Below are 15196 nucleotides of genomic sequence, written 5' to 3'. Positions count from 1 at the left end.
TGACCCTACGTCAAGGAAAAAGAGGCGTTCCGGCCACTCCGGTCGCGGCTTCTTTGAACACATCCCGTCACGCTCCGCGTACCTGTGGGAAAGGCGAGAACCAGGGGTTCGACGAGGGATGACCATGGTCAAGGCGCATGTCTTCACGCAGGAGTTGGTCGCCGGAAGGTACCGACTCGTCGATGTGGTCCACCGCGAGACGAATCGGGTCTGCTGGTACGGCAAGGACACCGAGGACCAACGCCCCTTCCTGCTCACGGAGATGCTGCTGCCGCTCGATCCCGAAGGGGACGCCGATCACCGGGTGGCCGGGCGGGCCCTGCGGATGTCCGACACGATGGCCGTGCTGTGCCCCGGCGAGGTGGCGACGGTCGTCGACGCCGTGGCCGAGGGCGGCACGCTGTGGATCGTCACCGAGTGGATCGACGGCGAACCGCTGGCCGAACTCCTCACCCGGCAGGGGACGTTCACTCCCGCGCGGGCGGCCCGGATCGCGCTGCGGCTGCTCGACGTGCTGGAGGTGGCGCACGGACAGGGCATCACCCACGGGGAGTTGAGCCCGGGCCAGGTGTACGTACGGGACGACGGCTCGGTCGTCGTCACCGGGTTCGGCCTCGCGGGGGCGACGCTGGCGCCCCGGCTCACCGCACCCTCGTACGCCTCGCCCGAGCAGGCGCGGGACGAGCGGATCGGGCCGGCCGCGGACCTGTGGGCGCTGGGCGCGATCCTGTACACGCTGCTGGAGGGGCGGGCGCCGTTCCGGGAGCGGGAGCGGCCCGAGGCGACGTTGAAGGGCGTGGACCGGCTGCCGTTGCGGGCGCCGGTGCGGGCGGGGCCGCTCGGCCGGACCGTGCAGGGGCTGCTGCGCAAGAACTCCCGGGAGCGGCTGACCCGGCCGGTGGTCCGCGACGCCCTCACCCGCGCCCTGTCCGAGGACCCGGCAGCCGCCCCGGACCCGGTGCGGGAGCCGCGCGCGCCGGGCGGCCCCGGCCGCAGCAGGCGCACCCTGTTCGGCGGCACCGCGCTGGCCACGGCGACGGTCGTGGTGGCCGTCCTCGCCGCGACCCGGGAGATGCCGGGCCACGACGAGTCCGCCACCGGCGCCGCCACCCGCCCCTCCGCCGCCGCCTCCGGTTCGGGCACCCGCACCGAGGGCACCGGGAGCCCCGCTCCGGCCCCGCCCGCCGCGACGCCGACCACGTCACCGTCCGCCGAGCCGACCCCGACCACGTCACCGTCGGCCACCCCGCTCCCGGCCGGATTCCGCACCTACACGTCGCCGGAGGGCTTCGCCGTCGCGCTCCCGGAGGGCTGGACGGCGCTGGACACCTCGCGGACGGGCGGCCTCTCCTCCCGGGTGACGTTCGGCGCGCCCGGCGACCCGCGCACCCTCGCCGTGACGTTCAGCACGCGCGTCGGTGACGACCCCGTCGCCGTCTGGCGGGACGACGTCGAACCCGGCCTGGCCCGGGAGGCCGGGTTCCGGCGGCTCGGCACCATCAGGGCGACGACGTACCAGGGGCACCCGGCCGCCGACATGGAGTGGCTGTCGACGGTCGACGGGGAGCGGGTGCGCACCCTCGGGCGGGGTTTCCTGCTCGGCGGCGGCCGGGGTTTCTCGCTGCGCTGGACCACCCCGGCCGCCGACTGGGACGAGCCGGCCAACCAGCAGGCGCTGAACGCCTTCTTCCGGACGTTCAGGACCTCAGTCTGAGGAGCGGGGTGCCCGCAGTGTGTGCAGCGGGGCGCCGCTGAGCGGGGCGGTGTGCCACCGCGCGGTGAACGTGCGCTCCGGCAGCGAGCAGGTCACCTCCAGCCGGTGCGGGGTCTCCAGGAACGACACCGCCACCGCGAGGGTGTCCGGTCCTGTCCATCCGCCGCTCACCGCGGCGGGCACCTTCCCCTCCGTGACCTGCCAGCCCGCCCCCGGCATCCGCAGCTCCACCCGGTGTTCCCCCTCGGCCAGCGTCAGCGCCCAGCCGTCCGCGTCCGGGGTCACCGCGAGTGACGTGAGCGTCGGCTGGTCGGCGCAGACACCGTCCTGCGGGGTGAACTCGGCGCCGGACCAGTCGTGTTGACGTTCCGGCGGGGTGGGCTTGCCGTCGGCCGGGGGCAGCGCGAGGCGGGCGAGGCGCTGGGCGAGGGCCGTGTCCTGTTCCTCGCGCCCTGCCAGCGGGCCGGGTCCGAAGGCGGGCAGCAGGTGCTGCCAGACCAGGTCGAGGAGGAGCCCCGCGTCCTGGCTCGCCGACGTCAGCGCCACCACGGCGTCCTGCTCGGGCAGCACCAGGCAGTACTGGCCGTACGCGCCGTCGCCCCGGTACCCGTGCGGGGACCGCCAGAACTGGTAGCCGTAGCCGAACATGCTGTCCCGGCCCAGCCAGTCCACCGGGGCGTCGTGGGTGGTGATGTGGACCCGGCTGGCGTCGGCCACCCACCCCTCGGGCAGCAGCCGTCGCCCCTCCCAGATCCCGTCGCGCAGATACAGCTCACCGAGGCGGGCGACGGCGTCGGTGGGGGCGTGCAGTCCGCTGAAGCCGATCTCGCGCCCGGACCGGTCCCGCTGCCAGGCCACCTCACCGATGCCGAGCGGGTCGAGGAGCCGGGGGCGCAGATAGTCCACCAGTGACTGGCCGCTGACCCGCTGCACGAGCGCGGCGAGGGTGAAGGTGGCGGGCTGGTTGTAGGCGAAGACCGTGCCGGGGTCGCGCTCCGGCGGCACCAGCAGGAAACCCCGGACCAGTTCCTCGGCGTCGAGCGCGCGGGCCCGGTCGAAGGTCTCCGCCTCGTGGCCGCTGGCCATGGCCGCCACGTGCCGCACCCGCATCGCGCGGCTGCGCGGGTCGGTGATGTCGGCGGCGAACTCCGGGAAGGAGGAGATCACCGGGTCGTCGAAGTTCAACAGCCCCTCACCGGCGGCGATCCCGGCGGCCGTCGCGGTGAAGCTCTTGCTGAGCGAGTACAGCAGGTGCGGGCGCTGCGGCGTGAACGGCGCCCACCAGCCGGACGCGACGAGCCGTCCGTGGCGCAGGATCATGAGGCTGTGCGGTTCGATGCTGGGGGCCGCTTCGACGGCGTCGAGGAAGGCCTGGACTCCGGCGGCGTCGACGCCCTGGTCGGCAGGGGCTGCGCTGGGCAGCGGGCGAGCACTCATACGGGCATCCTGCCCGACCACCCGCGTCGCGCCCAGCCCTTCTCCCGCCGGGGGTTAGGCTTCCGAACCGCAGGTGCACCCCCGACCATCGTGCTTCAGGAGAGTCATCCGTGACCGTTGCGATCGATCCGTCCGAGACGTCCACCGTGCCGACGTCCCCCGCGCCGTTGTCCGACCTCGTCGCGCGGGACGCGCGGGAGTTCGGCGGGTACGCGCGGACCGGAGGGTGGGCCTTCGGTCTGATGGTGGCGCGCAGTGTCCGGCCCGGCGGCCAGGGCGCGGACGAGACACCGAAGGTGTCCGCGAAGGAGTTCGCGGAGCTCGCCGGGTGCTCCGCCGATCGCGTCATGCGCTACTACAAGGCCTGGGACCGGGCCGCCGACGACGGTCTCGTCCCGCTCTTCGAGGCCCTCGCGCCCGGCCAGGACGTCGAACTCCCGGACGCCGACGTCTGGTTGGACTACTACGTCTCCCGCAACAGCGCCACCTCCGAACGCGGCACCGCCATCACCGAGGCCGCCGAGGCCGAGGGCATCCGCCCGACCAAGGCCCTGGAGGTCGCCGAGAACCCGACCGCGCTGCGGGCCGCGATCCTCGCCGACCCCTCCACCGCCCGGGCCGCCCGGCAGGCCCTGCTGGACCGGGTGCGCGAGGACCCGGAGCTGCAAGCCGAGTGGGCGCGGGACGTGGTGCGCACCGACGACCTGAAGAAGGCCGTCGCGAGCGAGAGCCGGGCGGCCGACCGGATCGGGTACGTGCGTCAGATCGCCGAGTCCGGACAGTTCAAGTCCCCGGCCGGGCAGACCCTGGACGCCCCCGCCGACCTGCGCCAGGAGGCCGAGCGGCACCTGTCGCTGCTCGACGAGCTGGACGACGACGAGGACACCGGCGAGTGGGCGACCGAGGCCTACGACACCATGAAGTCGCTGGTCGTCGAGACGGTCGAGACCGACCCCGAACTCCGTGTCCAGGAGAAGCGCACCAGGTTCTACAGCAGCCTCCAGAAGGCGACCAAGGCGTTCGAGGAGCTGACCTTCGACGACGCCCAGGACTTCTACGAGGACGACATGGTGCAGCGTCTGGAGGATCTCCAGGAGGCCATCGGCAGCTGCCTCAGCGCCCTGCGCGGCGCCCGGGGCGGCGACGAGCCCCGCGCCTGAGCGGGCTGAACGAGCGGCGGGGCGGGCCGGCGCCGTGAGGTCCGGGTCCGTCCGCCGTACCCCGGGGGGCGCCCGGGTTCAGGGGGTGTCCTGCCGGGGCCCGTTCCGCCGGGGCGTCCTGGGGCGACGGGAGCTGTAGCGGTGCCTGGCCCACAGGGGCAGCACCAGCCAGCACAGGGCGTACCAGAGGGCCACGGCGCCGACCACCCACGGCACGAACGCGTCGCGCGTGGCCACCCGCAGGACCAGCAGCAACGCCGAGGTCATCGTCGCGAACAGCAGGACCAGGCCCACCAGCGTGAGCCGGGCCGCCCAGCGCACCGCGTCCGTCTTCACCCGGCGCCCGGAGACCAGCCGGTGCAGGGCGACCGGGCCGATGAGGGCGCCCGTCGCGCTCGCGCCCAGCACCACGGTGACGAGGTAGATGACCCGGTCGGCCTCGTCAAGACCCGGGTAGCGCGGCGTGAAGACGACCGTGAGCAGGAAGCCGAAGAGGATCTGCACGCCCGTCTGGGCGACGCGGACCTCCTGGATCAGCTCGCCCCACATGCGGTCGGCGCGCTGCTCCCCGGTCTCGTCGCGCCCTTCGTCAGGACCGAGGTCGTCGTGCAGGGCGCTCACCCGTCCTCCCGGTGCGGTCCGTCGCGGTGCGACCGCCCGGGGACGTGCTGGAGGGCAGGCGCACCCGGGCGGGTCGCCTCCAGCTTCTACCAGCGGGCCTCGACCCGCTCCTTGATGCGCCGGTCGTAGAGGTCGCCGATCGCGGTGAGCGTCTGCTCGTCCGGTGCGGGGAGGGCCGCCGCCGCCGCGTTGGCGCGGGCCTGCTCGGGGGTGCGGGCGCCGGGGATGACGGTGGTGACACCGGGCTGCCCGATGATCCAGCGCAGGGCGAGCTGGGCCGGGGTGTATCCCTCGGGGGCGAGTGCGGCGAACTCGGCGGCGGCCTCGACGCCGGTCGCGTAGTCGACGCCGGAGAAGGTCTCGCCCACGTCGAAGGCCTCGCCGTGCCGGTTGTAGGTGCGGTGGTCGTCGGCGGCGAAGACGGTGTCCTTGGTGTACGTGCCGGACAGCAGGCCGGAGGCGAGGGGGACGCGGGCGATGATGCCGACGCCGGCCTCGGCGGCGGCCGGGAGCACCTCGGTGAGGGGCTTCATGCGGAACGGGTTGAGGATGATCTGCACGCTGGCCACGTTCGGGCGGGCGATCGCGGTGAGGGCTTCGGCGCAGGTCTCCACGCTGACGCCGTAGTGGGCGACGCGCTCCTGGGCGACCAGGGTGTCGAGCGCGTCGAACACCGCGTCCGTGGCGTAGACGGAGGTCGGCGGGCAGTGCAGCTGGACCAGGTCGATGCGGTCGACGCCGAGGTTGCGCCGCGAACGGTCGTTCCAGGCGCGGAAGTTGTCCAGGACGTAGTTCTCGGGGAGCTGGTCGACGCGGCGGCCCATCTTGGTGGCGACGGTGAGGTCCAGGTCGGGGCGGCCGCGCAGGAAGGTCGCGATGGTCTGCTCGCTGCGGCCGTCGCCGTAGACGTCGGCGGTGTCGAAGAAGGTCACCCCCGACTCGGCCGCCGCCTCCAGCACCGCGAGGGCGTCCTTCTCGTCGACGTCGCCCCAGTCGGCGCCCAGCTGCCACGTACCGAGTCCGACGACGGAGGCCCGCTGGCCCGTCCTACCGAAAATGCGCTCGTCCATGGCGTCAGTCTGTCACCCGCCCGAACCTGTGCGGAACCTCGATTTCCCAGGTCCCAGCTATGAATATGCCACCCATATGGGTGAATGTGGTGTACACGGCGGCGATCTCCGTCAAGGCCTGCTTAGCGTGTCCGCGTGACTGATCGTTCAACAAACAACCTTTCGTCCGCCAGCGCGGAAACTCCCCTCGGCAGCGCGGAATCCGCCCTCGTGACGGACCCGGCCTGGACCCGCCGCGGCTTCCTCATGAGCTCCGCCGCACTGGCCGCCGTTCCCGTGCTCGTCGCCGCCGATCCGGCCGTCGCCGCCGAGGAGTTGCCGGGCTTCCCGGCCGGCGTCGACCTGTACCGGTCGGCCTACCGGAACTGGGTGGGTGACATCACCGCCCACGGCCTGTGGGCCTGCGCCCCCACCTCCCCCGATCAGGTGGTCGACGTCGTCAACTGGGCCTGGCGCAACGGCTGGACGGCCCGGGCGCGCGGCGCGTCCCACGGCTGGGCGCCGCTGACCATCACCGAGGGCACCCCGTCCGACGCCCGCGTGATCCTGGTCGACACCACCCCGCATCTCACCGGCGCCTCCCTCGACGCGACGAACGCCGTGCGGGCCGGCACCGGCATCACCCTGGAGGCCCTGCTCACCTTCCTGGAGGGACACGGGCTCGGCGTCACTCACACGCCCGCGCCCGGCGACATCACCCTGGGCGGCGCCCTGGCGATCGACGCGCACGGCACCGCCGTTCCCGCCGTGGGTGAGGAGCGGCTGCCCGGGCACACGTACGGCTCGCTCAGCAATCTCGTGCTGTCGCTGACGGCGGTGGTGTGGGACGAGGCGGCGGGCCGGTACGCGCTGCGGACGTTCACCCGCGACGAGGCCGACTGCGCCGCCCTGTTGACCCACCTGGGCCGGTCCCTGGTGACCGAGGTGGTGCTGCGGGTGGGCGCCAACGTCCAGCTGCGGTGCGTGAGTCGGACGGACATCCCGGCCAAGGAGCTGTTCGCGGCGCCCGGTTCGAGCGGGCGGACCCTGGAGCACTATCTGAACGAGTCGGGGCGTGTGGAGGCGATCTGGTTCGCCTTCACCGAGCACCCGTGGCTGAAGGTGTGGAGCATAGCGCCGACCAAGCCGGCTTCCTCGCGGCAGGTCGACTCCCCGTACAACTACCCGTTCTCCGACCACCTCCCGACCGTGGTGTCGGACATCGGCGTGCGGCTGGCCACGAAGACGGCCTGGTATCTGGCGCCGGTGTTCGGCAACGCCCAACTCGCCGCCGTCAGGGCGGGGTTGCTCGCCACGGGCAGCAAGGACATCTGGGGTCCGTCGAAGAACGCGCTGCTGTACTTGAGGCCGACCACCCTGCGGCTCACCGCCAACGGCTACGCCCTGCACACCAGCCGGGCCCAGGTCCAGCGCGTGGTCTCGGAGTTCACGTCCTTCTACCGTGAACTCCTCGACGCGTACGCCGCGAAGGGCCGCTTCCCGGTCAACGGCACGGTGGAGCTCCGGGTGACCGGGCTCGACGACGCGGCCGACGTCGAACTGGACGGCGCCCGCACGCCGTTGATCTCGGCCGCCCGCCCGTTCGAGGAGCACCCGGAGTGGGACACGGCCGTCTGGCTGGACATCCTCACCATGCCCGGCACGCCCCACGCGGAGGCGTTCCTGCGGGACTTGGAGCAGTTCCTGCTGGCGACCTTCGACGGGCGGTACGCGCGCACCCGCGTCGAGTGGTCGAAGGGCTGGGGCTACACCAGGGACGCGGCCTGGGCCGACGAGGAGGTGCTCGACACGGTGATCCCCGCGTCGTTCGGGCAGGACGTCTGGCGTGAGGCCTCCGACACCCTGACCCGTCTCGACCCGCACCAGGTGTACGGAAACGCGTTCCTGGACCGCCTGTTCAGCTGACAGGAACGTTTCGCCAAGCCGGGGGCCGGGTGGGGAGAACGCCTCTCCCCACCCGGCCCCCGGCTACGCCGCTCACGCCCCCGGCGTCACATGGGCCTGCACGGCCGGGGCGTAGCGGTCGACCAGGGCATCCAGGTCCGCCGCGCGGATCTCGGTGCCGCGGGCGATGCCGTACATCACGCCGAGCCCGAGCAGTCCCGCGACGGCGAACTCGGCGCGCAGGCCCGCGTCGGGGCCGGTCAGGCGGGCGGTGAGGCGGTCGACGACCTGGGTGCGGAAGTTGGCGCGCAGGATGTCGCCCTGTTCCCGGTGCAGGGGCGCGAACACGATCCGCAGCAGCGGGTCGGCGCCCTGGGACTGGCTGACCAGCACGAGCCGGACCATGTGGCGGCCGAGGGCGTCCAGGGGCGCGTCCAGCAGGGCGTCGGCGTCGGTCTCGAAGGACATCACGCGGGCGAACAGGGCGTCCTTGTTGCCGAAGTACTTCAGGACGAGGGGCGCGCTGACCCCGGCCCGCTCGGCGACCGCCTTCAGGGTGATGTCGGCGTGCGAGCGCCGGGCCAGCAGATGGCGGGCCGCCTTGAGGATGGCGGCCTTGGTGGACTCGGCGTCCCGTCGGACGGGGGCGGGGGCGGGGGTGCTCACGGCACTCATGCTCCCTCCCACGCCTCGTCCCTGCTGCTCCGGGGCCCTTCTTCCACCGGCGCGGTGCGGGCGGGCGGCGGGTCGCCGGGGATGGACAGGGCGGCGCCGCAGGCCAGCAGGGCGACCGCGCCGGCGAGGGTGAACGCCAGCAGATAGCCGTGCAGGGTGGGCACGGGGGCGCCGGCGACGAGGCTGGTGTGGTGCACGAGAACGGCGGCCACGGCGGCGCTGGAGGCGGCCTGGCCGATGGTGCGCATCAGGACGTTGACGCCGTTGGCGGAGGCGGTCTGCTCGGCCGGGACGGCACGGAGGATGAGGGTGGGCAGCGCCGAGTAGGCGAGGGTGGTGCCGGTGGCCACGACGGTCGCGCCGAGGATGATCATCCACAGGTCGCGGCTGTCGGCGATGCGGACCGCGTAGCCGCAGGCGATGACGGCGGCCCCGAGGGCGAGGGTGATGCGCGGGCCCCGGGTGGCGGAGATGCGGGCGGAGAGCGGGGAGAACACGAGCATCGTGATGCCGCCGGGCAGCAGGCACAGGCCGGTGGCGACGATGGACAGGCCGAGCCCGTAGCCGGTGGCCTTCGGCGCCTGCACGAGCTGGGCGGTGACCAGGGAGTTGGCGTAGAAGGCGAACCCGGTGAGCAGGGCCGCCACGTGCGAGAGGCCGACCCGGGGCCGGGTCACCAACCGCAGGTCCACCAGCGGGCGTTCGGTGTGCAGCTGGTGCGTCCACCACAGGGCGAGGACCACCACGGCGGCGGCGAACAGGCCGAGGACCGGGAGGCTGCCCCACCCCCACTGCCCGCCCTGCGAGACGCCGAGCAGCAGACAGACCAGGCCCGCGGCGAGCCCCAGGGTGCCGACGACGTCGAACCGGCCCGGCTCCCGCACCGGTGACTCCCGGACCGCCCCGCACACGGCGGCCACGCCGATCGCACCCAGCGCGCTGGTCAGCCAGAACATGGTGTGCCAGTCGGCGTACTGCACGACCAGGGCGGCCAGCGGCAGCCCGAGGGCGGCGCCGATGCCTACGGTGGAACTCATCAACGCGACCGCGCCGCCCCGCCGTTCGGGCGGGAGTTCGTCGCGCAGGATGCTGATGGAGAGCGGCACGACCGCGGCGGCGGCGCCCTGGAGGGCGCGGGCGGCGATGAGGACGGCGATGTCGGAGGAGAGGGCGCACAGCACCGAGCCGACGGTCATCAGGGCCAGCGCCGAGGCCAGCACCCGGCGTTTGCCGTACATGTCACCGGCCCGGCCGAGGACCGGGGTGAGGACGGCGCCGGCGAGCAGGGTCGCGGTGACCATCCAGGAGACGGCGGCCGCCGAGGACCCGGTGAGCCGGGGCAGGTCGGGGAGCATCGGGACGACGACGGTCTGCATGACGGCCATGAGGATGCCGCCGTAGGCCAGCACGGGGACGGTGAGCCGGTCGGCCCGCTTCCGGGTGGGGAGGGATATCGGGCCTGGCTGGTCCATGGGGGCTCCCGTCGCGGCGTTCCACCGGGGGTGAATGACCATTCACCTTAACCGGTGAATGGTCATTCACCCCCGCGCGGGTGGTCAGTCCCGGGTGGCCAGCTCCCGGGCGTGCACGGTGCGCGCGATCCTCGGTCCGAGCCAGCGCTTGAACCGGCGCAGGCTGTCGAGCTGCCCCGCCGCCCGGTCGAGCCGGTAGTAGAGCTGGGGCGGCACATGGGGCAGCAGCGGGGAGTGGCGTTGCCCGAGGAGCGCGAACATCCGGTCCGGGGGCAGGTCGATGTAGCGGGTGAGGTTCTCGTACCACTGGGCGCTGTAGCGGGCCGCGCTCTGCACGGACAGGAGGGCGGCCTTGCGTTCGCGCTCGTAGCGGGCGAGGGCGGCGGGCAGTTCGGCCTCCGCGCCGAGGGCGTCGGCGAGCGCGATGGCGTCCTCCAGGGCGAGGGTGGTGCCGGCGCCGATGGAGTAGTGGGTGGTGTGGGCGGCGTCGCCGAGCAGGACCAGGTTGCCGCGGTGCCAGGTGCGGTTGGTGATCGTGCGGAAGGTCAGCCACGGGGAGGCGCCGTCGCGCGCGGGGCGGCCGAGGAGGGGGTGGCCGTCGAGGACGTCGTCGAAGAGCCGTTCCAGGAGGGCGAGGCCGTCGGCGTCGGGCAGCCGGTCGAGGCCGAGGCCGGTCCAGGTCTCCGGCGCGCACTCGACGACGCAGGTGCTGCGGTCGGGTCCGAAGGGGTAGCCGTAGCACCAGATCCAGCCGTGCCCGCTCGCCACGAACGCGAAGGTGAAGGAGTCGAAGACTCTGGTAGTGCCGAGCCACAGGTAGGGGTTGCGGCCGCTGGTGGCCACCGTGGCGAAGTCCTCGGCGTGCCGGGTGCGCAGCGCGCTGTGCACGCCGTCGGCCGCGACGACGAGGTCGGCCTCGGGGAGGGTGTCGCCGGTGATCTCGCGCTCGGTCTCCAGGCGGACGCCGAGGGAGCGGGCGCGGTCGGCGAGGATCTCCAGGAGGCGGTGTCTGCCGATGCCGAAGCCCTCGTCGCTGGGGCTGCGGGTGACCAGGTCGCGGACCTTGGCGGTGCCCTCGTTCCAGCGCACGGAGTGGGCGTCGAGGGCGTCGGCGGAGACCGGGTCGCAGCTGTGGAGCCGGTCGAGCAGGGCCCGCCAGTAGGTCACGCCCCAGCCGTAGGTCGACCCCTCGGGGTCGCGTTCGTGGACGGTGATCTCGTGGGACGGGTCCCGCAGTTTCAGCAGGATCGAGAGGTACAGGCCGGCGGGCCCGCCGCCGACACAGGCGACCTTCACACACACCCCTAGTGGCTACCGAGAGCGTTCAATTGGCAACGCAGAGTAGCAACATGGGGGTGGGGTCACCGGCCGTACGACGCTCCGTACGTATGTCCGAGCGGGGGGCCGGTCAGGCGTCGGCGGTGCGGCACTCCGGGTGGCCCCAGCCCTGGTCGTTCTTGGCGATGGTCTCCCCCGCCGCGTACGAGCGTCCGCACAGGCAGCGGCCCGGGAACTTCGCCTTCAGGGTGCGGGAGGAGGCACCGGCGCCGCGGGCGGTGGCGCCGCCGCGCGGCTTGGCCGCGGCGGACGAACGGCGGGCGGAACCAGCCGACTTGGGGGTGTCGGGGGAGGGCGGCGGCACCGGCGAACCGAGTGCGCTGCCCGCCGGTTCCTGGACGACGGCGGCCTGGCTGGCGGCGCGGTCGGCGAAGTCGTTCAGCGGGTCGCCGTCGACCTGGTGGGCGGGGACGTAGCGGAACTCCACCGAGCGTCCGGCGAGGAGTCGGTCGATGCTGACGACCAGCTCCTGGTTGGCGACGGGCTTTCCGCCGGAGGTCTTCCAGCCGTTGCGCTTCCAGCCGGGCAGCCAGGTGGTGACGGCCTTCATCGCGTACTGGGAGTCCATCCGGACCTCCAGCGGAACGTCCGGGTCGGTCGCCGTCAACAGCCGCTCCAGGGCGGTGAGTTCAGCGACGTTGTTGGTGGCCCTGCCGAGCGGGCCGGCCTCCCATCGCGTCGGGCTCTCGCCCTCGTCGGCCACGACCCACGCCCAGGCCGCCGGTCCCGGGTTTCCCTTCGAAGCCCCGTCGCACGCGGCCACCATTCGTTCACGCATGCGCCCGATCATGCCATGACCGGGTCGGCGCTCACTCCACGGCGGTGGTCGTCGGCCGCTGTCCCGAGGCGGTGGTGACGTCGATCAGCGAGACATGGGCGCCCTGCGGGTCACCGATCGCGGCGAACCGGCCGAACGGGCTGTCCATCGGCCCGAACCGCACGGTCCCGCCGAGCTTGACGGCCTTGGCGACGGCGACGTCACAGTCGTCGACGGCGAAGTAGACGTTGACGAAGGAGGGGACCTCGGGCGGGAAGTCGTCGGGCATCCGCATCCGGCCGAGGACCGGGTCGCCGCCGAGGTCGAAGACCCGGAAGTCGATGGCGTCGTCCTGGAGCTGCCGGGCCCGGTAGGGGAAGACGGCGGTGAGGAAGGCGTCGGTCCTCTCGGGCTCGCGGGTGACGACCTCGGCCCAGCAGAACGCGCCGGGTACGGCCGTCACCCCGAACCCTTCGTGGCGGTCGGCCTGCCAGATGCCGAAGAGGGCGCCGCTGGGTTCCTGGGCGAGGCACAGGGTGCCGAGGTCGCCGATCCGCATCGGCTCCATCAGGACGGTGCCGCCGTGGTCGCGCACCGTGACGGCGGTGGCCTCGGCGTCCGGGGAGGCGAAGTAGAGGCACCAGCGCGCGTGGGCCTCCTGGCCCGGCATCGGCGGGACGACGGCGGCGACCGCCTTGCCGTTCACATAGGCCTGGGTGACGCTGTCGAACTCCGTCGCCGACTCGGCGAAGGTCCAGCCGAGGACGTCGGCGTAGAAGCGCTCGGCGCCCTCGACGTCGTCGAACATCGCGTCGGCCCAGCAGGGTGTTCCTTCAGGTTGAGCGGCCATGGCTGCGGCCTTCTTCCGGAGGGGCACGGGTGTGGTCCGTTCTCCCACGCTAGTCACCTCGCCGCCCGGCCGCGCGGCGAGGCCCGGCCCGCCGCGCCGGCCGACCGGGACCCCGGGGTTCCGGGCCGGGGTGTCAGCCGCCGGCGTGGGCCCGCTCCAGGGTGGCGATGTCGAACTTGCCCGCGGTGGCCAGCATGGCCTCCATGGCGCGGGCGGCCTTCTTCGGGTCGGGGTCGGTCAGCAGGCCGACCAGCATCTCGGGGACGATCTGCCAGCACAGGCCGTAGCGGTCCTTGACCCAGCCGCACGCGAGGGGCCGGCCGCCGTCGGCCATCAGGCGGTCCCAGTGGTGGTCGATCTCGGCCTGGTCCGCGCAGGGCACCTGGAAGGAGATCGCCTCGTCGAACGTGAACTGCGGGCCGCCGTTCAGCCCGACGAACCGCTGCCCGAACAGCGTGAACTCCACCGTCAGCACCGAGCCCACCGGACCTGGTCCGGACTCGGTGGAGTGGGTGATGCGGGTGATGCGGGAGTCCTTGAAGATCGAGACGTAGAACTCGGCGGCCTCCTCGGCCTGCCCGTCGTACCAGAGACATGTGGTGAAGCCGTGGGTGGCCATGGGTACCTCCTGGTCGGAACGTTCCGTCAGCAGTGTCGACCGCCCCCGGCCCCCGAACTCATCGCCCGACCACCGGCCGATCAGGCCGATCAGCACGGCCCGGCCGACTGAGGGCTCCGAGGATCTCGTCCGGTGACCCACCCTAGGCTCCGGCCAGGACGTCCGCACCGGCGTCCGCACCGGACGCCCGCCCCGGACACCGGTGACCGCTCTGCCGTCGGCGAATCTGCCAGGGGCCGAGAAATCCCCGGGAGCGGTGGGCAGGCGCCGAGAGTGGAGGAGGCGGCGACCTCCGCCGCCCCGCTCGATGCGACAGGGAGTGCCCATGACCTCGTTCACCGCCGGTTTCCCCCCGGACCTCTCACCCCGCGCCCAGGACGGCGCGGCGGACTCGACCCGGTTCGACGACCAGCTGGCCGCCCAACTCCTCGGCCAACGGATCGTGTTCCTCGGCACCGAGGTCAACGAGGCCTCGGCGAACCGGATCTGCGCGCAGTTGCTGCTGCTGTCCTCCGAGGACCCGCGCACCGACATCGGCCTGTACATCAACAGCCCGGGCGGCTCGGTGCACGCGGGCCTCGCCGTCTACGACACGATGCGGATGATCCCGAACGACGTGACGACGCTCGCGATGGGGTTCGCGGCGAGCATGGGGCAGTTCCTGCTGAGCGTCGGCGCGGCCGGGAAGCGGTTCGCGCTGCCGAACGCGCGGATCATGATGCACCAGCCGTCGGCGGGCATCGGCGGCACCACCGCCGACATCGAGATCCAGGCCGAGAACCTGGACCACACCAAGCGGACCATCGAGCGGATCACCGCCGAACACACCGGTCAGAGCAGGGAGACCATCTCCCGGGACGGTGACCGCGACCGCTGGTTCACGGCGGAGGAGGCCAGGGAGTACGGCATGGTGGACCGGGTGGTGGAGTCCCTCGCGGACGTCCGCCCGGCCGCCGCGCGACGACGGACGGGGCTGTGACATGGGGACCTACACGATTCCGAACGTCGTCGAGCGCACCCCGCAGGGCGAGCGGTCCTCGGACGTCTTCAGCCGCCTCCTCGCGGAGCGGATCATCTTCATCGGCACCGAGATCGACGACGGCGTGGCCAACGTCGTCATCGCGCAGCTCCTGCATCTGGAGTCGGCGTCGCCCGACGCGGAGATCGCGCTGTACCTCAACTCCCCCGGCGGCTCGTTCACTTCGCTCATGGCGATCTACGACACGATGACGTACGTGCGGGCGCCGGTCTCCACGTTCTGTGTGGGGCAGGCGGCGAGTACGGCGGCCGTGCTGCTGGCGGGCGGCGATCCCGGGCGGCGGTTCGTCCTGGAGCACGCGCGGGTGCTGCTCGGGCAGCCGGCCAGCGGGGGCCGCCAGGGCACGGTGTCCGACCTGGCGTTGCAGGCGAAGGAGATGGTGCGCATCCGGGCGCAGGCCGAGGAGGTGCTGTCCCGGCACACCGGCCATGACGTCGCGACGCTGCGCGCGGACATGGACCGCGACAAGGTGTTCACCGCCCCGGAGGCGGTCGCGTACGGGCTGGCCGACGAGGTGGTGAGCCGACGCCTGATGACGGCCTAGGCGCCGGCTCGGCCCG

The 15196-nt window shown here is 72.9% G+C and carries 14 protein-coding genes; 5 read left to right on the top strand and 9 right to left on the bottom strand.

Translation table 11 applies throughout. The features are described 5' to 3' along the window. The first annotated feature begins 118 nt into the window (after positions 1–118). Positions 119–1714, top strand: coding sequence for a serine/threonine protein kinase (locus tag ACIQOU_RS02885; protein ID WP_401533297.1), 1596 nt, complete (start codon positions 119–121; stop codon positions 1712–1714). Here the strand turns inward: ACIQOU_RS02885 and ACIQOU_RS02880 are convergent. Next, complete coding sequence (locus tag ACIQOU_RS02880) at positions 1706–3151, bottom strand: serine hydrolase domain-containing protein (RefSeq protein WP_401533295.1); 1446 nt, start codon at positions 3149–3151, stop codon at positions 1706–1708. The genes ACIQOU_RS02885 and ACIQOU_RS02880 overlap by 9 nt on opposite strands. Positions 3152–3261: 110 nt before the next feature. Here ACIQOU_RS02880 and ACIQOU_RS02875 point away from each other — a divergent pair, with 110 nt between their 5' ends. Further along, positions 3262–4311 carry a hypothetical protein gene (locus ACIQOU_RS02875; RefSeq protein WP_401533294.1) on the top strand — a complete coding sequence of 350 codons (1050 nt, stop codon included), beginning with the start codon at positions 3262–3264 and terminating at the stop codon, positions 4309–4311. Between the two features lie 78 nt (positions 4312–4389). Here ACIQOU_RS02875 and ACIQOU_RS02870 read toward each other — a convergent pair whose 3' ends face one another. After that, positions 4390–4932: a DUF6328 family protein gene (locus ACIQOU_RS02870; RefSeq protein ID WP_401533293.1), complete on the bottom strand. Its 543-nt coding sequence runs from the start codon at positions 4930–4932 to the stop codon at positions 4390–4392. A gap of 86 nt (positions 4933–5018) precedes the next feature. After that, on the bottom strand, positions 5019–6002 hold the full coding sequence (locus tag ACIQOU_RS02865) for an aldo/keto reductase (protein ID WP_401533292.1): 984 nt from the start codon (positions 6000–6002) through the stop codon (positions 5019–5021). A gap of 246 nt (positions 6003–6248) precedes the next feature. Here ACIQOU_RS02865 and ACIQOU_RS02860 point away from each other — a divergent pair, with 246 nt between their 5' ends. Further along, positions 6249–7907, top strand: a complete 1659-nt coding sequence (locus tag ACIQOU_RS02860) for a cholesterol oxidase substrate-binding domain-containing protein (RefSeq protein ID WP_401533291.1) — start codon at positions 6249–6251, stop codon at positions 7905–7907. Between the two features lie 72 nt (positions 7908–7979). Here ACIQOU_RS02860 and ACIQOU_RS02855 read toward each other — a convergent pair whose 3' ends face one another. From ACIQOU_RS02855 to ACIQOU_RS02830, 6 genes are all read right to left on the bottom strand, one after another. Beyond that, positions 7980–8561 carry a TetR family transcriptional regulator gene (locus tag ACIQOU_RS02855; protein ID WP_401533290.1) on the bottom strand — a complete coding sequence of 194 codons (582 nt, stop codon included), beginning with the start codon at positions 8559–8561 and terminating at the stop codon, positions 7980–7982. Further along, entirely contained in the window at positions 8558–10033 is a 1476-nt protein-coding gene (locus tag ACIQOU_RS02850) for an MFS transporter (RefSeq protein WP_401533289.1), read from the bottom strand. Before ACIQOU_RS02850 ends, ACIQOU_RS02855 begins: the two co-directional genes overlap by 4 nt. Before the next feature lie 84 nt (positions 10034–10117). After that, on the bottom strand, positions 10118–11329 hold the full coding sequence (locus ACIQOU_RS02845) for an FAD-dependent monooxygenase (protein WP_401533288.1): 1212 nt from the start codon (positions 11327–11329) through the stop codon (positions 10118–10120). A 112-nt stretch (positions 11330–11441) separates the two neighbouring features. Next, positions 11442–12161: a ribonuclease H gene (locus ACIQOU_RS02840; protein ID WP_401533287.1), complete on the bottom strand. Its 720-nt coding sequence runs from the start codon at positions 12159–12161 to the stop codon at positions 11442–11444. Between the two features lie 19 nt (positions 12162–12180). Then, the gene (locus tag ACIQOU_RS02835) at positions 12181–12978 is read right to left on the bottom strand and encodes a VOC family protein (protein ID WP_401533286.1); all 798 of its coding nucleotides are present in this window, start codon (positions 12976–12978) and stop codon (positions 12181–12183) included. 133 nt (positions 12979–13111) lie between these two features. Further along, on the bottom strand, positions 13112–13597 hold the full coding sequence (locus tag ACIQOU_RS02830; protein ID WP_401533285.1) for a VOC family protein: 486 nt from the start codon (positions 13595–13597) through the stop codon (positions 13112–13114). A 325-nt stretch (positions 13598–13922) separates the two neighbouring features. Here ACIQOU_RS02830 and ACIQOU_RS02825 point away from each other — a divergent pair, with 325 nt between their 5' ends. Then, the gene (locus ACIQOU_RS02825) at positions 13923–14576 is read left to right on the top strand and encodes an ATP-dependent Clp protease proteolytic subunit (RefSeq protein ID WP_401533283.1); all 654 of its coding nucleotides are present in this window, start codon (positions 13923–13925) and stop codon (positions 14574–14576) included. Position 14577: 1 nt separating this feature from the next. After that, entirely contained in the window at positions 14578–15180 is a 603-nt protein-coding gene (locus ACIQOU_RS02820) for a ClpP family protease (protein WP_401533282.1), read from the top strand. The last annotated feature ends 16 nt before the right edge of the window (positions 15181–15196 follow it).

Source organism: Streptomyces sp. NPDC091279 (assembly GCF_044757465.1).
Taxonomy (GTDB): Bacteria; Actinomycetota; Actinomycetes; order Streptomycetales; family Streptomycetaceae; genus Streptomyces.
This window is presented reverse-complemented; position numbering and strand designations above follow the sequence as displayed.